Source organism: Myxococcus virescens (assembly GCF_900101905.1).
GTDB classification, from domain to species: Bacteria; Myxococcota; Myxococcia; order Myxococcales; family Myxococcaceae; genus Myxococcus; species Myxococcus virescens.
Genome location: NZ_FNAJ01000017.1, coordinates 79,787 through 96,592, shown reverse-complemented (window position 1 = coordinate 96,592; position 16,806 = coordinate 79,787). Strand labels below are relative to the sequence as shown.

Sequence of the window (16,806 nt, the reverse complement as noted above, 5' to 3'; positions counted from 1 at the left end):
GGGGGCGGCGGGGACCGACGTGGCCACATCCTCCCACCCATGCCCGCCGTTCTGGCTCCAGGGCGTGTTCAGCGGCATGATCGGGATCCGAACCATGAACTCTTTCGCACGCAGCGGGTTTTTGCAGCCTCTCTACCCGGCGCAATGTCGCCGGGGCTGGGGTTCACCGTGAGAGTCGAGATGCAGGCTGATCAGCGGGGACGCGTGCTGGTGGTGGCCGCCAAGGAGGCGGGCGATGCGCTCATGGAGCGGCTCACGTCGAGCGGCTACCAGTGTGCGTCGGCGGAGAAGGAGAGCGGCCTGGCCCAGGTCGCGGACACATTGCAGCCAGAGGTCGTCCTGCTGGCGGTGACGGCGAAGCGGGCCGCGGAGATGCTGGAGTCGCTGCGCAAGGTGGACCGGCTCCAGCGCCTGCCGGTGCTGGTGGACCTGGGCCGCGCGCGCTCGGCGGAAGCTTTCAAGCGGCTGGCCGTGGACGATTGGATCCGCAGCGCCGACGAGGTGGTGCCCCGTCTGGAGGCCGCCCTGCGCGCAGGCCGGCTGCGTGACCGGGAAGAGCGGATCCGCCTGCGCATGGGGATGCTGCTGGAAATCACCCAGGCGGCCACCAGTTCGCTCGAGTTGGAGGAGATACTCCGCATCGCCGTGGACAAGGTGGGCCGTGTCACCGGGACGGACCGTTGCTCCGTGGTGCTGGTGGAGGGCAGCCATGCCCGCACCGCGAAGGTGGTGGCCACGCAGGAAGACCCGAGCCTCGTCCAATTGGACATCGAGGTGATGCGCTACCCGGAGCTGCGCCGCGCGCTGGAGACGCGGGAATCGGTGGTCATCGAGGAGGCACAGCGCGACCCGCTGATGGCGGAGGTCCGCACCAACATCCTGCCGCTGGGCGTGAAGTCCATCCTGGTGCAGCCCCTCATCTGTCAGGGCGACCTGCTGGGAGCGCTGTTCCTACGGGTATCGCGCGCTGACGCGTCGTTCGGCCGGGACGAGCAGGAGTTCGCCCAGGCAGTGGCCGGCGTGCTGGCCAACTCCATCCGCAACGCGCGCCTGCACACGGCGGTGAAGAAGAAGCGCGAGGACCTGGAGGAAGCCTACGTCCAGCGCTACCAGGAGCTGAACGAGGCCAACCGCCGGCTGAAGGAGCTCAACCGGCTCAAGGACGAAATCATCGCGGTGTGCAGCCACGACCTGCGCGCGCCGCTCCAGGTGCTCCTGGGGCACGGCCGGCTGTTGCAGGAAGGGCCGCTGGAGCCGCAGCAGCGCCAGTCCTCCGAGGCGATGATTCGCCAGGGCAAGAAGATCCTCGGCCTGGTGGAGTCGCTGCTGGAGAAGGGCAAGGGCGAGGCGGCGCGGCTGTCCATCGAGCCCCGGGTCCTGGACGTGGCACAGCTCTGCCGCGACGCCGTCAACGAGCTGGAGATTCTCGCCGCGGACCGGGGCGTGTCGCTGCGCGCCGACTGTCCCGACAGCCTGATGCTCATCGGTGACGAGGTGAAGCTGCACGAGGTGCTGCAGAACCTCATCACCAACGCCATCCACCACGCGCGCCAGGACGGCGAGGTGGTGGTGAGCACCCAGCGGCTGGGGCGTCCCGATGGAGACGCCGCCAAGGTGTGCGTGCAGGACGACGGTGTGGGCATTCCGCCGGACGAGCTGCACCTCGTCTTCGACCGCTACCGCCACGGCGGCAAAGGCGGGACCGGCCTGGGGCTGGCCATCTGCAAGGAGTTCGTGGAGCTGCACGGCGGTGAAATCTGGGCGGAGAGCCCGCCGGACACCGGCTGCATCTTCGTCTTCACGCTGCCGCTGGCGCAGGAAGCGCCGCGCAACCCGCGCCCGCCGCCCGCCGCCGCGTCCACGCCGCAGGAGCAGCCGCGCGTGCTGGTGGTGGAGGACGAGCCGGAGATCGCCGCGGTGCTGTCGGAGGTGCTGCGCTCCAAGTACCGCGTGGAGGTGGCGCGCGACGGCGCGGAGGGCTTGGCCCGGGCGAAGGCCCAGCGGCCGGACCTGGTGGTCATGGACGTGTTCCTGCCCAAGCTGGACGGCCTGGACGCGGCCATGGCGCTCAAGTCCTCGACGGACACCGCGCGCATCCCCGTCATCCTGCTGTCCGCCCACCAGGGCGTGGCGGAGAAGGTCCGCTCGCTGAACCTGGGCGCGGTGGACTACATGAGCAAGCCGTTCAACGCGGTGGAACTCCTCAACCGCACCGAGCGCGCCCTCAAGCTGCGCCAGGGTGAGCGCGAGCAGCAGGAGAAGGAGAAGTCCAGCGCCTTGCAGCGGCGCACCGGCAGCGACCCCGCCACGGGCCTGCACGACCGGCGCGGGCTGCTGCTGCGGCTGGAGCAGGAGGTGGCGCGCAGCCGGCGTTACCACCGCGCGCTCAGCCTCGCCGTGCTCCGGCCCGACCGGCCGGTGGATCCGGTGCCGTCCAGCATCGCCGATGTCATGCGCAAGCGGGTGCGCCACCCGGATGCCATCTCCCACCTGGGCGGAGGTGTGTTCGCCGTCGTCCTGCCGGAGTGCCAGGCGGAGGCGGCGCGCGCCGTCATCAGCCGCATGTTGCCGGATGTGGAGAAGGCGACGGACACGGAGTACCGGTCGGCGGTGGCGGATGTGAGCCAGGACAGCGACTCGGTCGAGAAGCTGCTGGAGAAGCTGGGCGCGCCGGCCCCCGAAGAGAGCTGAGGCGACTGCGCGCGGGACGGGCTCACGCTAGACTCATGCTCGCGTGCGCCCCTCTCGCCTCCTCGTGTCCGCCCTGCTGGCCGTCCTCGTGGCGCCGGGTGTGTCCGCGGCCGCCCCGTCACGGCGGCCGCGCGTGGACCCGGAGGCCATGCGGGAGGCCATCGACGCGGGCTCCACGGACGAAGGCCGCTATGCCTCCTCCGCCAGCTACACGAACTACCTCCAGTCCCGGCTGAAGCACCATGCCGGGGACCACCGGGGCGCGGTGGACGCGCTGCGGCTGGCCCTGGCCACGGATGATGGAAACCCGCTGCTGCTCACCCGGCTGGGGGAGGAGTACGCCCGTCTGGGCGACTTGACGCGCGCGGAGCGCGAGCTGCGCCGGGCCGTGCTGCGCGCCCCCGCCTACTACCCCGCGCACGTGCTCCTGGGCCGCGTTCTCACGGAGTCGAAGCGGTTCGCCCGGGCCCGCCTGCACCTGCGGCGCGCGGTGACCCTCAAGCCTCGCGAGCCGGAGGCGTATCTCGTCCTGACCCAGCTCCACCTGGAGATGGGGGCCCCGGACGAAGCGGTGAAGGTGGTGGACGCGCTGGCGCTGGCGCTGCCGGGGGAGGCCTCGGGGTACCAGCGCCTGGGGTTGGCGCTGGCGGAGCGGGGCGACACGGCGCGCGCCGAGCGCCTGCTGGTCGAGGCCGCCGCCCGAGCCCCGGGTGACGTGGAGGTGCTGACGGCGCTGGCGCAGCTGTACGAAGACACCGGCCGGCCCGTGCAGGCGGAGGAGTCCCTGGCTCGGGCGCTGGAGCGGGACCCGGACAGCCGCGAGGTGCTGCTGGGCGCCGGCCGCGCGGCGCTGAAGGCGGGCTCCGCCGTCCGGGCGCGAGCGTACTTCGACCGGCTGTTGTCCCTCTCCTCCGAGCCGGAGATGCCGGTACGGGTGGCCTTCAGCTACCTCGCCGCGCGCGAGCCCAGGGCGGCCGCGGAGGTGCTGGAGGCGGCGCGCCGGGGGGACCATGCGGACCCTCGGCTGGCCTACTACGCGGGGCTCGTCCATGAGCGGATGCGCCGCTTCGCCGACGCGGCGGAGGCCTTCGCGGGTGTGCCCGCTGAGGCGGATGTCTACGCCGACGCGCGCCTGCGCCGAGCCCGCTGCCTGTCGCTCCTGGGCGAGCACTCCCGGGCCCTCACGCTCTTCCGGGCCGCGATGCAGGAGTCGCCAGCGGACGTGGAAGTCCGGATGCAGTTCGCCCGAGCCCTGGAGCGCGGCGGCACGCCGAACCGCGCGGAGCTGCTCCTCCGCGAGGGCCTGTCCGTCGGTCCCTCCGCGGCGCTGTATGACGCCCTGGCCGCCACACTCCACCGGCAGGGCCGGGGGCGCGAAGCCCTGACACTGCTTCGCGAGGCGGTGGCCCGCTTCCCCCGGGACGAAGACCTGCTGTACGTGCTGGGCGCGGCGCATGAGCGGCAGGGCGACATGACGGGCGCGCTGGCCCGCATGCGGGCGGTGCTGGCTGTGTCACCGGACCACGCCGCCGCGTTGAACTTCCTGGGATACCTGCTGGCGCAGGCGGGGCAGAACCTGGACGAGGCCGAGCGGCGCGTGCGGCGGGCCCTGGAGCTGCGGCCGGACACCGGGGCCTACCTGGACTCACTGGGCTGGGTGTACTTCCGCAGAGGGGACTACGCCCGGGCCGTGGACGCGCTGGAGCGGGCCTCCACGCTGGCTCCAGACGAGCCCGTCATCCTCGAACACCTGGGAGACGCCTATCAGCGGGTGGCGAGGACGGACGACGCCGCGGCCGTTTGGCGGCGCGCCCTGGAAGTGCTGACGCTGGACCCCGAGTCCGCCGAGCCTCCCGGCCAGCGCGCCGCGTTGGAGCGCAAGCTCAATGCGCTACCCACGCGTGCGCCAGACCGCTAAGTTGGTGGGCCTATGGCGCGTAGCGACGAGGGCTTCTTTCCCGGCAGGGACGGGACACGACTGTACTGGAAGTCCATCCTTCCAGACGCCGAGCCCCGCGCGCATGTCGCGGTGGTGCATGGGTACGGTGACCACTTCGGGCGCTATGGCTTCGTGACGGACGCGCTGCTGGCGGACGGCTTCGCGGTCCACGGCTTCGACTACCGGGGCCATGGCAAGGCCGACGGGCGCCGGGCCTACTGCGAGAAGTGGCCGGACTACCTGGAGGACCTGGAGGTCTTCTGGGCGCGGGTGCGCGCGGTGTCGGAGGGCAAGAAGGCCTTCGTGTTGGCGCACAGCCACGGTGGCCTGATGTCGGCGACGTGGGCTTCCAGCCGGCAGGTGGAGGGGTTGACGGGGCTGGTGCTGTCGGCGCCGTACCTCAAGCTGGCCATCACTCCGCCGGCCTCGAAGCTGATGGCCGCGCGCGCGGTGGGCAAGCTGGTGCCATGGCTGAGCATCTCCTCCGGGCTGAAGGTGGAGGACCTCACCCATGACACCGACGTGCAGCGGGCCACCCGGGAGGACCCGCTCCACCAGGCCATCGCCACGCCCCGGTGGTTCGTCGAATCCACCCGGGCGCAGGGCGAGGCCGTGCTGCTGGCGCCGAAGATTCAAGTGCCGCTGTTCGTCCTGTGTGGCGCGGAGGATGGGGTGGCCGCTCCGGCGGCGGCGCGGGAGTACTTCGAGCGGGCGGGGTCGCCGGACAAGAAGTTCAAGGAGTACCCCGGAATGCGGCATGAGCCGCTCAACGAGGTGGGCCGTGCGGAGGTATTCCGGGATATCTCCGGCTGGATCTCCGCGCATCTCTGACATAATCAGGTCGCCCGGCTCCTAGGGAGGAGCTGGCGCTGGGTGAGGTCACCGCATGGCAACGGGTGAAACGGGCATCATCGGCAAGGGCATCGTCATCAAGGGCAACCTCACGGGAGGTGGGGACCTGGTGATCGAGGGACGTGTGGAGGGGCAGATTGCCCTGAAGAACCACCTCACCATCGAGAGCACCGGCAAGGTGCAGGCGGACATCCGCGCCGAGGAGTTGACCATCAACGGCGAGGCCAGCGGCAACATCGACGCCTCGTCGCGCGTGGCCATCAACGCCTCGGCCAAGGTGGCCGGCGACATCAAGGCACCTCGCGTCGTCATCGAGGACGGGGCTGTGTTCAACGGCTCCATCGAGATGGACGTACGGCTTCCTGACGACATTTGAGCTTCACGCCGCGCACGGCACGGCACACACCTTTCGAGAGGCGGACAACACTCATGGCGAATACGGTCATTGGCTCGAGCATCGTCATCGACGGGGAGATCTCCGGCGACGAGGACCTGGTCATCCAGGGCACCGTGAAGGGGAAGATTTCCCTCAAGGAAAGCCTCTACGTGGAGGGCAGCGGCGTCGTCGAGGCCGACATCGAGACGCAGAACGTGGAGATCGCCGGCCGCGTCACGGGCAACATCGTCGCCAGCGACAAGGTGGAGCTGAAGACGGACTGCCGCGTGGTGGGAGACATCAAGGCGCCTCGAATCCTCATCGCCGACGGTGCCTCCTTCAAGGGCAACGTCGACATGGACATGAAGGAGCGCTGATTCGTGGCCACCGCGAAGGAGCTCTCAGCGAGCAGCAACGTCGACAACACCGTGGTGGGGCCTTCCATCCTCATCAGCGGCCGGTTGACGGGCGACGAGGACCTCACGGTCCGAGGGCGCGTCGAGGGTGAGCTGACGCTCAGCCGCACCCTCATCGTGGAGCCCTCGGGCGTGGTGAAGGCCAACGTGGCGGTGAAGAACGCCATCGTCAGCGGCGTGGTGGTGGGCAACATCAACGCCACCGAGAGCGTGGAGCTCACCCGCGAAGGCCGCATGGTGGGCGACATCCGCGCCCCGCGCGTCATCATCGTCGACGGGGCCAGCTTCCGTGGCCGCGTGGACATGGGTGACGTGGAGCCGGGACGTCTGCCGGCCGAGCGCCCCGCGGTGGTCCGCCCCACGGCGGTGACCCGTCCCACGGCGACGCCCGCGCGTCCGACGATTCCGGCCGCACGGCCCATGCCTCCGCCGCCGCCGTCGCGGCCCACGCCTCCTCCACCGCCCGCGCGCCCCTCGGCGCCTCCCGCGGTGACGCGCCCCTCGGCGCCCATCACCCGTCCGGGGTTGGGTGGCCTGGGAAGCAAGCCGCTGCCGCCGCCTCCGCCGACCCGCGTGGAGCGGGCGGAGCCGCAGGCTGAGCAGGCGGGCTCTGCCGAGCCGCCAACGCCAGTCCTGGTGGGTGCTGGCGCGAAGAAGAAGGTCGTGGTGAAGAAGAAGACCCGCTAGCGCGCACGGCCCGCGCCGCCAGTCGTTGGCGGTGCGGGCGCGTGGGCTTATCAGGGGTGCCACCATGGACGCCGAGCACAGGGTTGATGGACAGGATGGGACGGCGGGTGCTGGGCCCGAAGGTGGCTCGCAGGCGCCGTCCGGGCAGGACGGCAGCCAGGGCGGTGCCGTGAGCGCCGAGCCGCCCGCTTCGGGGGGCTCCTCGGAGCCGCAGGGCGAGCACAAGCGCGAGGACGCGTCACCGGAGTCCGGTGGTGAGCACCGCGCAGAGGGCACGCCCCCCGCCGAAGGTTCGGAGCAGCGAGCCGAGGCCACGCCTTCCGAGCAGCAGGGCGTTGCGCATCGCGCAGAGGGCACGTCTTCCGAGCAGGGCGTTGCGCAGCGCGCAGAGGGCACGCCTTCGGAACAGGGCGAGCCCCAGAACGCCAGCTCCGCGCAGGGGCAGGGCGGTGAGCCTCCCGTCGCCAGTGGCGACACCCAGGGCGAGGGCGCACGACCGCACAACGTGGGCGGGGAAGCGCCGGGCTCCGCGGATTCCTCCGCGAGCGAAGGTTCGAAGGACCAGGCAGGTTCGCAGGAAGGTGGACTGCAGGCCGAGGGCACCTCGTCCCACGGTCAGGCGGAGCCACCTGCCAAGGATGCGTCTCATGCGCAGGGCGAGCACCAGGCCGTGAGTGAGTCCCACGGGCAGGACGGAAGCGAATCAGGAGGCGGGTCCGTCGCCAACGCGGAGACACGCGCCGAGCAGTCCCCCTCCGACGGCGAGGCCCATGTCACGCCCGGGCTGGACGAGCGCCCCCAAGGCGCGTTCTGGACGGGGGAGGCCGACGGGGACAAAGCCAGCGACTCTGACGAGGAGTCGCGGGAGGACGTCCTCCCCGAACCCGAGCAGCGGCTTTCGGGCCGGGTGACGACGGTGCTCCTGCCGCTGGAGAAGTTGCAGGACGAAAGCGCGTTCAAGCTGCGCCCGGAAGGCGACGTGTCGGGGCTGGCCACGGACATCGCGCGGCTGGGGCAGTTGTTCCCGGTGGACGTTCGCCCGGCGGGGGAAGACCGCTATCAACTCGTCTGTGGTTTCCGGCGGGTCGCGGCGCTGCGCTTCCTCAAGCGAGACGCCGTGCAGGCGCGGATCCACCTGCGGCTCTCGGACGAGGACGCGCTGGTGATGTCGCTGGCGGAGGCGATTCACGCCACGCCGGTGGGCCCGGAAGTCCTGGAGGCGAAGCGCGACGAGCTCGAGGCGCAGGGGCGCTTGAGCGCGGCCGTTCGCGACATGCTGGAGAAGGCGCTCGCCACCGAGGACACGCTGGCGCCGGAGGGCGTCGAAGAGGAGATTGACGCCGACGAGCTGGCGCAGGAAGTGGCGCAGCGGCTCGGGGCCATCAATCAGGACCTCTCACTGCTGGCGGACGTGTTCGCCGCGCTGGATGAGTCGCGCAAGGCAGAGCTCCTGATGCAGCTCCGCTACTCGTCCGAGCTGGTCACCTATCTGGAGGGGTTGTAAGCCATGGCGGAACCGCTCGTGCGTGACCGTGCCCGGCTGTTGGAGCTGCTCACCGAGCGCTCCTTCGAGCAGCGCCGCGTGGTGCTCTCGTCCGGCAAGGAGTCGGACTTCTACATCGACTGCAAGCGCACGGCGCTGCTGGCCGAGGGCCACTTTCTCATTGGCCGGCTGTTCCTGGAGGCCATCCGGCGCGAGGCCCCGGAGGCCGTGGGCGTGGGCGGGCTGACGTTGGGGGCCGACCCGCTGGCGTCCGCGGTGAGCCTCACCGGCTACCTGTCCGGCACGCCGCTGGCGGCCTTCATCGTGCGCAAGGAGCCCAAGGGGCACGGCACGGGTCAGTGGATTGAAGGCCTGAGCGGGCTGGGGCAGGGCGCGGCGGTGGCCATCGTGGAGGACGTCGTCACGACGGGAGCCTCCACGCTGAAGGCCATCGAGCGGGCCCAGCTGGAGGGCCTGAAGGTGCTGGGTGCCTTCGCGCTGGTGGACCGGTTGGAGGGTGGGCGTGAAGCCGTGGAGGCCTCTGGGCACCGGCTCCACACGCTCTTCACCCGCAAGGACTTCATTCCGTGAGTCGTCCGTTCATCACCGCGGCGCTGCTGGGGCTGCTCGCGGGCTGTGTCACCACGCCGCCCACCGCCATCAGTGATCCGCCGCCGTCGCTGCCGGATGAACACGCGGAGCATTCCTACCGGAAGATTCTCGCGCGCTACACGGGACAGAAGGAAATCTACGACGGCTTCGACACGCGCGTGTTCGCGGGCGTGACGCTGCAGACGCTGTCCTTTCGCGAGGCGCGCGTGCATCGCCAGGCCGCCTTCCAGCAACTGCCCACGGTGAAGGTGGAGCAGATGCTCGCCGAGGAGCAGGCGAAGGCCGCGCAGGCCCACGAGTTCTTCCTGGGCGTGCACTTCAACGACTTCGTCTACGCCGACTTCGACTCCAAGCACTCCATCTGGCGCCTGGCGCTGGTGACGCCCGCTGGCGAGGTGACGCCCTCGCGCATCCGCCGGCTGGGCCGGGTGAACATGCAGACGCGGGCGTACTACCCGTACACGTCGATTTTCTGGGTGGGGTGGGAGATTCAGTTCCCCACGCAGATGTCCGACGGGAGCCCCGTCATTCCGCCCGGCACGGAGACGGTGACGTTCCGCATGGCCTCGTCGTTGGGCAAGGCGGACATGCAGGTGCGCGCGCAGTAGCGCGGCTCACGTCTGGCTGGTGCGCTTCAGCCACTTCTCGGCGGGCGGCATCGTCGGGCCCGCCAGCAGCCGGTCCACCAGGGCCGTGGGAGACGCGCTCACGGCGAAGGGCACGGCCTGCTCCATGGGGACGAAGCCTTCCTCCGCGTGGTGCCGCGCCATGGCCAGCAATGGCTGGAAGAAGCCGCGCGTGTCCAGCAGGCCCATGGGCTTGCGGTGCAGGCCGAGCTGGGCCCAGGTCACGATTTCGAAGAGCTCATCGAGCGTTCCAAAGCCTCCGGGCAGGGCGATGAAGGCATCCGCGCGCTCCGCCATCAGCGCCTTGCGCTCGTGCATGGAGCCGACGGAGTGCAGCTCCGTGAGGCCTCGGTGGGCCAGTTCCTTGGCGCCAAGGAAGCCAGGCAGCACGCCGACGACGTTGCCACCCGCGGCCAGCGCGGCGTCCGCCACCGCGCCCATGAGCCCCACGCTGGCGCCGCCGTAGACGAGCGTCAGTCCTCGCCGCGCCAACTCGGCGCCCATGCGTGTGGCGGCGTCCATGTACTCCGGACGCGCGCCGGGCCGGGAGCCGCAGAACACACAGACACTTCGCACTTCCATGTCAAAAGCCTCCACGCCGCTCGGGGTGGGCTGCGTAGAGCGCCACCACCACGGAGAGAAAAAGAAGGATGGGCAGGGCGCGCGCGTAGACCTGCCGCCCCATGCGCAGGGCCAAGCCACAAGGCAGGCCGAAGAGGAAGCCGCCCAGATGCCCCGCCCAGCTCACGAAGGGGAGCAGGCTGAGGACAGCCACCTGCGCCAGCCAGATGAACAAGTCCCGGCGGCCCTCGCGTGTGGCGACGGGCAGCATGGCCCCCGCCCAGCCGAGAATCATTCCGGACGCGCCCACCGTGGGCACGTCGAAGTCGAAGATGAGTGAGAAGGTGGACGCCCCCAGCGCCGTCACCAGCGACAGGCCGAAGAAGCGCAGGCTGCCGATGCCTCGCTCCAGCGTGAAGCCGAGCGTCACCACCACCGACATGTTGAAGAGGAGGTGGAGGGGGCTGCCGTGCTCCAGCACCGCGCCCAGCAGCCGCCAGTACTGGCCCGCCTGCACGAAGGGGCCGTACAGGCCCAGGGGCGGAATCTGCATCCGCCCGTGCTCGCTCCGGACCACCTGGGAGATGGGCAGGACCTGCTCGGCCAAGAAGAGCGACACCGCACAGGCGATGAGCGCGTAGCACACCCAGGGGCGCGGCTGCGGTGGGCCTGGCACCGGTGGGCCAGGGGGCTGCGCGCCGGTGGCTTCACCGCCCGAGGCGGAGGAAGGGGCATCGAGAATGCGTCGTGGACGGGAGGACATTCGGGCTCACGGCTCCCTGGACACGACGGTGTCTCGCAGCCAGCGGTGGTCGTCCGGGTGCGGGTAGTCCAGCGTGTAGTGGAGGCCGCGGCTCTCCTTGCGGCGGCTGGCGCAGTCGACGATGAGGTAGGCGACATCGGCGATGTTCCGCAGCTCGATGACGTCGCGAGTCACCTTGAAGCGCCAATAGTAGTCGCGAATCTCCTCGCGCAGCAGCTCCAGCCGGCGCCGCGCGCGCATCAGCCGCTTGTCCGTGCGGACAATGCCGACGTAGTTCCACATGAGCCTGCGAATCTCGTCCCAGTTGTGGGTGACGACGACGCTCTCGTCCGACTCCACCGCGCTGCCCGAATCCCAGGGCGGCGGGTCCTCGGAGGGCGTGGGCTGGGAGCGCACTTCTTCGGCGGCCACCTGCACGGCGCGGTGGCCGAAGACGAGCCCTTCCAACAGCGAGTTGGACGCGAGCCGGTTGGCGCCGTGCAGGCCCGTGCAGGTGACTTCACCGATGGCGTACAGGCTGGGCACGTTGGTGCGTCCCTCCAGGTCCGTCACCACGCCGCCGCACATGTAGTGGGCCGCCGGGACGACGGGGATGGGCTGCACCGCCATGTCGATGTTGAACGCCTTGCAGGTGGCGTAGATGTTGGGGAAGCGCTCAGCGAGGAAGGCGCGTCCCAGGTGCGTCATGTCCAGGTAGACGCAGTCGTCGCCCGTGCGCTTCATCTCCGCGTCGATGGCACGCGCCACCACGTCACGCGGCGCGAGCGCGCCCATGGGGTGGTAGCGCTCCATGAAGGACGCGCCGCTCTTGAGCTTCAGCTTGCCGCCCTCGCCGCGCAGCGCCTCGCTGATGAGGAAGCTCTTGGCCTCGGGGTGATAGAGGCACGTGGGGTGGAACTGGTAGAACTCCATGTTCGCCACCTTCGCGCCCGCCCGGTACGCCATGGCCACGCCGTCACCGGTCGCCACGTCCGGGTTGGACGTGTACAGGTACACCTTGCCAGCGCCGCCGGTGGCCAGCACCGTCACCTTGGCCAGGAAGCGCTCGATGACGCCGTCCTCCAGCAGGGCGTAGACCCCCAGACACCGGCTGACCCCAGGGGAGGGGACGCGCCGGTCCTGGATGAGGTCGATGGCGGCCGTCTGCGGGAAGAAGGTGATGTTGGGGACTTCGTCACACGCGGCGAGCAGCGCGCGCTGCACCTCGCGGCCGGTGATGTCGCCCGAATGGATGATGCGGCGCGCGGAGTGGCCCCCCTCACGGGTGAGGTCGAATTCGCCGGTGATGCGGCGGTTGAACTCCGCGCCCAGGTCCGCCAGCTCCTGCACGCGGCTGGGGCCTTCCTTCACCGTGACTTCCACCGCGTCGCGGTGGCACAGCCCCGCACCCGCCACCAGCGTGTCCTCGATGTGGGCCTCAAAGGTGTCAGGGGGCGCGAGCACACTGGCGATGCCGCCCTGGGCATAGGCCGTGTTGCTTTCGAACCGGTCACGCTTGGTGAGGATGGCCACCGTGCCATGGCGGGCCGCCTGGAGGGCGAACGAAAGACCCGCCACGCCGCCTCCCAGGACGAGGAAATCGAACCGATGGGGCATGGTGAGCAGCCTTAACGACTGTAAGTGCTGGAAACAAGGCGTTTTCTTGAGGACTTTCCCGCGGATGTCTAAGGTTCGTGGGCCGATATGCGTGCCTATTCCGCGTTCCTCTCCGTCGCCGTGCTGGCCCTGCCCTTGTCGGCGGGGGCGGATGCCATCTACCGGTACGTCGAGAAGGACGGCACCATCATCTATACGAACGTGCAGCCCACGGGCAGCAAGCGGGCCAAGGTGCTGAAGGGCACGTTCACCAAGGCCCCCGCGAAGAACACGCCGGTGGTGGGCCGCAAGCGGACCCCGCCGGAGTTGGATCCGCACATCACCGCCGCGGCGCTGCGCTACCGCATCCCGCCGGCGCTCGTGCGCGCCATCATGCACACCGAGAGCAACTTCAACCCCAACGCGCTCAGCCACAAGGGCGCCAGCGGGCTGATGCAGCTCATGCCGGCCACGGCGACGGACATGTACGTGAAGGACATCTTCAACGAGCGCGACAACATCGAGGGCGGCGTGCGCTACCTGCGCGTGCTCGCCAACATGTTCGACGGCGACATGGTGAAGATGGTTGCCGCGTACAACGCCGGCCCCGAAGCGGTGAAGCGCTACGGTGGCAAGGTGCCCCCCTACGAAGAGACGCAGGGGTACGTGCGCAAGGTGCTCAAGCTCTACTACCACTACAAGGAGCGCGAGGCGGCCGTCTCGAGCGGCCCCAGCGAGCCCACATCCCAGAATGACGACGCGCGCGAAGGGGCGGGGGGAGACGAGCCCCGCTGATGATGAGTTCCTCCAGCAGCTCTCCCGCGGTGGCGAGCTGTTGGCCGCAGGCAGGGTCCACGAGGCTCAGCCGTTCCTGGAGCGTGCCCACCAGCTCCAGCCCCGCATGGAGAAGGCGCAGAACCTGCTGGGCCTCTGCTACTTCAAGCTCGGCCTGTACGACAGGGCAGCCGAGCTGTACGAGATGCTGGTGCGCGACAACCCGGTGGACCCGACACTGCGGGTCAACCTGGGCCTGGTGTACCTGAAGACGTCCGCGCTTCAGCGCGCGGCGCGCGAGTTCGAGACGGCCACCGACCTGGCCCCCGAGCACCAGAAGGCCCAGAACTACCTGGGCCTCACCCTGGCGCAGATGGGCGAGTACGGCCGCGCCCGCGAGCACTTCCTGCTCGCCGGCAGTGACGTCATGGCGGAGAAGATGTCTCGCGCCATCGCGGGGGAGAGCTACGCGAAGCCGGCCGCCGCCGCCACGCCGCCGCCCCGCAGCGCGCCGGTGGAGCCCCGTGTCGCCGAGCCGCCGCCGCCCGCCGCCGAACCGGAAGAAGAAGAGGAGATTCGCTTCGCCGAAGACGAGGGCCCCAGTGCCCTGTCCGACGCCTCGGCGTCCGAGGCGTCGGAAGCAGCGGCGGACAGTGGCGTGGCGCGGGAGGCGTCTCCCGAGTCGACCTTCGATGAGACCTCCGAGACGGTGGCCGCGAGCGTGCCGCCGGCGCCCGTGCCCCTGACGCGGTTGCATCTGCGCAAGATGCCCGCGACGTCGCCGGCGCCCACGTCTCCGGCGCCGGAGTCCTCACCCGTTCAGGACGGCGGGCGGTCGTCGCTGGCCGAGCTCGCCGGCTCGGTCGTCCTTCCCGGCGCGGAGGCGTCGCGGCCCTTCGGCGCGGGGCCGGGCTGCTACACCGTGGCGGTGGAGGGGGAGCTCCTGACGCGCCTGGAGGGCCTGGTGGCGCTGGCGGGGCAGCTCTCCTTCCAGCCGGAGATGAAGCGGTTCCGGGGCCGGGCCACGGACAAGTCGTTCGGGGAAGGGGCGGCGCGGATGGTGCGTGCCCGGGGGCAGGGCGTGCTCTACCTGGAGCCGGCGGCGACCCGTACTTTCCTGGCGGTGGACCTGGGCGAGGACTCCGCGTACTTCCGCGACGAGTGCGTGTTCGCCTTCGAGGAGCCGGTCATGTTCGAGAACGGACGGGTGCCGTCGGATATCGCGCCGGACCTGGACCTGGTGCACCTGCGAGGGCAGGGCCAGGTGCTCTTGAGTCTCCCGGGGCCGCTGCGTGCGGTGGCGGTGCGCCAGGAGCAGCCGGTGACGGTGCCGCTGACGCACCTGGTGGGCTGGCAGGGGAACCTCACGCCGCGCATGGTGCCCGTGCTCAAGTCCCCTTCTGGGGAGCCGCTGCGGGCGGCGGTGGAGCTGGGCGGTGAAGGTTTTGCCCTCATCGCCCTCGGTGTCCGCTAGAAGGGCCCCTGCCATGGCCACGGACCGAGCGGCGCGGAAACAGCGGAAGCGAGAGGAGCGCGCCCGAAAGCGCGCGGCGCGCAAGCCCAGCGTGTTGGTGCAGGAGTTCTGGAACCTGCCCAACATGCTCACGTTGGGGCGCATCCTCATCATTCCGCTCTTCGTGTGGCTGACCTACGACGCGGACCCTCTCAACTCGCTGCTGGCGGGGCTCGTCTTCGCGGTGGCCGCCATCACCGACGTGGTGGACGGCTACCTCGCGCGGAAGTGGAACCTCATCACCGTGGTCGGCAAGTTCATGGACCCGCTGGCCGACAAGCTCATCGCCATGGCGGCCCTGGTGATGATGGTGCGGCTGGGGCGCATCGCCGCGTGGGTCGTCATCGTCCTGCTGGCGCGGGAGCTCATCGTCAGCGGACTGCGCACCATCGCCGCCAGCGAGGGCATGGTCATCGCCGCGGGCCAGGAGGGGAAGTGGAAGACGTCCCTCCAGCTGGTGGGCATCATCTCGCTCTGCGTCCACTACGTGCATCCACTGGAGTTCGGCACCTTCTCCGTGCCGGTGGACTACAACCTGGTGGGCCAGGTGCTCGTCTACCTGTCCGGTGCCTTCTCGGTGTGGAGCGCGGTGGTCTACTTCCGGGCGTTCCTGGCCATGTTGGCGAAGCGTGGGGGGGAGCCTGACCCCGCGAAAAGTGTTTGACGGGTCCGGAAGGGCTCTGTATACCCCACCTCACTTCCGGCCCGGCGGTCACACGACGGTGACGGAAGCGCGGCACCTGATGCGGGAATAGCTCAGCGGTAGAGCATCGCCTTGCCAAGGCGAGGGTCGAGGGTTCAAATCCCTTTTCCCGCTCCAAAATCGGGCCCTCTGGAAACCCAGAGGGCCTTTTAGTTTGCAGGGTCTGACGCGGGAATAGCTCAGCGGTAGAGCATCGCCTTGCCAAGGCGAGGGTCGAGGGTTCAAATCCCTTTTCCCGCTCCAAATTGAGGCCCTCTGGGAAGCCAGGGGGCCTTTTGTTTTTCCGGTATCCTGGTGGCTCAGGTGCTGGAGCCAGGGCCGGACATTCGCTCGGTTGATGGCTTGCTCTTCAAATGAGCAGCCGTCCGAGGGCGTCAGCAGAGTGGGGCCGGGGCGCCGGGCGTCCTCGCAACAGCAAGCGGCCCTGCTATAGAAGGCCCCCTCATGATTCGGCTCGTCCGTGAACTGTATCAGTACCGGGGCTTGCTCATCAGCCTCGTCCAGCGGGAACTGAAGGCGCGTTATCGCGGCTCGTTCCTGGGCTTCCTGTGGACGTTCCTGAATCCGACGCTCCACATGCTGGTGTACGTGCTGCTGTTCACCGTGGTGATGCGGCAGAACATCCCCAACTTCCCGTTCTTCATGTTCACGGGGCTGTTGCCGTGGATCTGGTTCTCCACCTCGCTGGCCAGCGGCGCGAGCGCCATCAGCGACCGGCGAGATCTGCTGACGAAGGTCCGCTTCCCCGCTCAGGTGCTGCCCACCACGGTGGTGGTGACCAACCTCTGCAACTTCGTCCTCTCGCTGCCGCTGATGCTGGGGCTGGGCATGGCTTACGGGCAGTGGCCGACCTGGCATGTCGTCATGTTCCCGGTGGTGGTGCTCATCCAGCTCATCTTCACGCTAGCGCTGGCGTACATCCTGGCCGCCATCAACGTGACGTTTCGGGACCTGCAGCACATTGTCAGCAACCTGCTGACGCTTTGGTTCTTCGCCACGCCCGTGTTGTATCCGTTCTCCACGATTCAAGATGAGAACGTCCGCACGCTGATGATGGCACTCAATCCCATGGTCAGCTTCATGGCGTCGTACCAGGCCATCTTCTATGAACACCGGCTTCCGGATTCCGGACCGCTGCTGGCCCTGGGGGCGGTCTCCGTGGTGCTGCTGTGGGGCGCCTCGTCCATCTTCGAATCCCGCCGCGAAGAGTTCGCGGAGTCCATCTGAGCGTCGGC

Annotated in this window: 16 protein-coding genes and 2 tRNA genes; 15 read left to right on the top strand and 3 right to left on the bottom strand. The window is 69.5% G+C overall.

What is annotated here, in order from left to right; genetic code table 11:
• Positions 1-180: 180 nt before the first annotated feature.
• From BLU09_RS31915 to BLU09_RS31875, 9 genes are all read left to right on the top strand, one after another.
• Entirely contained in the window at positions 181-2,691 is a 2,511-nt protein-coding gene (locus tag BLU09_RS31915) for an ATP-binding protein (RefSeq protein WP_090494258.1), read from the top strand.
• Positions 2,692-2,734: 43 nt separating this feature from the next.
• Entirely contained in the window at positions 2,735-4,609 is a 1,875-nt protein-coding gene (locus BLU09_RS31910; protein ID WP_090494256.1) for a tetratricopeptide repeat protein, read from the top strand.
• Between the two features lie 12 nt (positions 4,610-4,621).
• Complete coding sequence (locus tag BLU09_RS31905; RefSeq protein WP_090494254.1) at positions 4,622-5,461, top strand: alpha/beta hydrolase; 840 nt, start codon at positions 4,622-4,624, stop codon at positions 5,459-5,461.
• A gap of 55 nt (positions 5,462-5,516) precedes the next feature.
• On the top strand, positions 5,517-5,858 hold the full coding sequence (gene bacN, locus BLU09_RS31900; RefSeq protein WP_002636699.1) for a bactofilin BacN: 342 nt from the start codon (positions 5,517-5,519) through the stop codon (positions 5,856-5,858).
• On the top strand, positions 5,855-6,235 hold the full coding sequence (bacO, locus tag BLU09_RS31895) for a bactofilin BacO (protein ID WP_011554629.1): 381 nt from the start codon (positions 5,855-5,857) through the stop codon (positions 6,233-6,235). The genes bacN and bacO overlap by 4 nt, the downstream gene beginning before the upstream one ends.
• A gap of 3 nt (positions 6,236-6,238) precedes the next feature.
• Positions 6,239-6,961: a bactofilin BacP gene (bacP, locus tag BLU09_RS31890; protein ID WP_090494252.1), complete on the top strand. Its 723-nt coding sequence runs from the start codon at positions 6,239-6,241 to the stop codon at positions 6,959-6,961.
• A 64-nt stretch (positions 6,962-7,025) separates the two neighbouring features.
• The gene (locus tag BLU09_RS31885; protein WP_244172203.1) at positions 7,026-8,465 is read left to right on the top strand and encodes a ParB/RepB/Spo0J family partition protein; all 1,440 of its coding nucleotides are present in this window, start codon (positions 7,026-7,028) and stop codon (positions 8,463-8,465) included.
• A gap of 3 nt (positions 8,466-8,468) precedes the next feature.
• On the top strand, positions 8,469-9,035 hold the full coding sequence (pyrE, locus tag BLU09_RS31880; protein WP_090494249.1) for an orotate phosphoribosyltransferase: 567 nt from the start codon (positions 8,469-8,471) through the stop codon (positions 9,033-9,035).
• A complete protein-coding gene (locus tag BLU09_RS31875) occupies positions 9,032-9,664 on the top strand; it encodes a hypothetical protein (RefSeq protein WP_090494248.1) in 633 nt (210 codons plus the stop codon). The genes pyrE and BLU09_RS31875 overlap by 4 nt, the downstream gene beginning before the upstream one ends.
• Before the next feature lie 6 nt (positions 9,665-9,670).
• On the opposite strand, the gene BLU09_RS31870 is transcribed toward BLU09_RS31875, so the two are convergent.
• The 3 genes from BLU09_RS31870 to nadB all read right to left on the bottom strand — a co-directional run bounded on the left by BLU09_RS31870 (position 9,671) and on the right by nadB (position 12,602).
• Positions 9,671-10,264 (bottom strand): LOG family protein, encoded by a 594-nt coding sequence (locus BLU09_RS31870; RefSeq protein WP_090494247.1) that lies wholly within the window; start codon positions 10,262-10,264, stop codon positions 9,671-9,673.
• A 1-nt stretch (position 10,265) separates the two neighbouring features.
• On the bottom strand, positions 10,266-10,919 hold the full coding sequence (locus BLU09_RS31865) for a rhomboid family intramembrane serine protease (protein WP_090494245.1): 654 nt from the start codon (positions 10,917-10,919) through the stop codon (positions 10,266-10,268).
• Positions 10,920-11,012: 93 nt separating this feature from the next.
• A complete protein-coding gene (gene nadB / locus BLU09_RS31860; RefSeq protein WP_090494243.1) occupies positions 11,013-12,602 on the bottom strand; it encodes an L-aspartate oxidase in 1,590 nt (529 codons plus the stop codon).
• 87 nt (positions 12,603-12,689) lie between these two features.
• On the opposite strand from nadB, the gene BLU09_RS31855 reads away from it, so the two are divergent.
• The 6 genes from BLU09_RS31855 (at position 12,690) to BLU09_RS31830 (ending at position 16,798) form a co-directional block, all read left to right on the top strand.
• Positions 12,690-13,376, top strand: coding sequence for a lytic transglycosylase domain-containing protein (locus BLU09_RS31855; RefSeq protein WP_090494241.1), 687 nt, complete (start codon positions 12,690-12,692; stop codon positions 13,374-13,376).
• A complete protein-coding gene (locus BLU09_RS31850; protein ID WP_090494239.1) occupies positions 13,333-14,829 on the top strand; it encodes a tetratricopeptide repeat protein in 1,497 nt (498 codons plus the stop codon). Before BLU09_RS31855 ends, BLU09_RS31850 begins: the two co-directional genes overlap by 44 nt.
• A 13-nt stretch (positions 14,830-14,842) precedes the next feature.
• Positions 14,843-15,532, top strand: a complete 690-nt coding sequence (gene pgsA, locus BLU09_RS31845; RefSeq protein WP_020477889.1) for a CDP-diacylglycerol--glycerol-3-phosphate 3-phosphatidyltransferase — start codon at positions 14,843-14,845, stop codon at positions 15,530-15,532.
• 81 nt (positions 15,533-15,613) lie between these two features.
• Positions 15,614-15,688, top strand: a tRNA-Gly gene (locus BLU09_RS31840).
• 51 nt (positions 15,689-15,739) lie between these two features.
• Positions 15,740-15,814 (top strand) — tRNA-Gly (locus BLU09_RS31835).
• A 201-nt stretch (positions 15,815-16,015) separates the two neighbouring features.
• Positions 16,016-16,798: an ABC transporter permease gene (locus tag BLU09_RS31830; protein WP_090494237.1), complete on the top strand. Its 783-nt coding sequence runs from the start codon at positions 16,016-16,018 to the stop codon at positions 16,796-16,798.
• Positions 16,799-16,806: the final 8 nt, after the last annotated feature.

Coding starts and splice junctions, on each gene's coding strand:
- bacN (WP_002636699.1), top strand. CDS start 5,517: ATGGCAACGGGTGAAACGGGCATCATCGGCAAGGGCATCGTCATCAAG.
- BLU09_RS31915 (WP_090494258.1), top strand. CDS start 181: ATGCAGGCTGATCAGCGGGGACGCGTGCTGGTGGTGGCCGCCAAGGAG.
- BLU09_RS31850 (WP_090494239.1), top strand. CDS start 13,333: ATGACGACGCGCGCGAAGGGGCGGGGGGAGACGAGCCCCGCTGATGAT.
- BLU09_RS31885 (WP_244172203.1), top strand. CDS start 7,026: ATGGACGCCGAGCACAGGGTTGATGGACAGGATGGGACGGCGGGTGCT.
- BLU09_RS31905 (WP_090494254.1), top strand. CDS start 4,622: ATGGCGCGTAGCGACGAGGGCTTCTTTCCCGGCAGGGACGGGACACGA.
- BLU09_RS31870 (WP_090494247.1), bottom strand. CDS start 10,264: ATGGAAGTGCGAAGTGTCTGTGTGTTCTGCGGCTCCCGGCCCGGCGCG.
- pgsA (WP_020477889.1), top strand. CDS start 14,843: ATGGCCACGGACCGAGCGGCGCGGAAACAGCGGAAGCGAGAGGAGCGC.
- nadB (WP_090494243.1), bottom strand. CDS start 12,602: ATGCCCCATCGGTTCGATTTCCTCGTCCTGGGAGGCGGCGTGGCGGGT.
- BLU09_RS31830 (WP_090494237.1), top strand. CDS start 16,016: ATGATTCGGCTCGTCCGTGAACTGTATCAGTACCGGGGCTTGCTCATC.
- pyrE (WP_090494249.1), top strand. CDS start 8,469: ATGGCGGAACCGCTCGTGCGTGACCGTGCCCGGCTGTTGGAGCTGCTC.
- BLU09_RS31855 (WP_090494241.1), top strand. CDS start 12,690: ATGCGTGCCTATTCCGCGTTCCTCTCCGTCGCCGTGCTGGCCCTGCCC.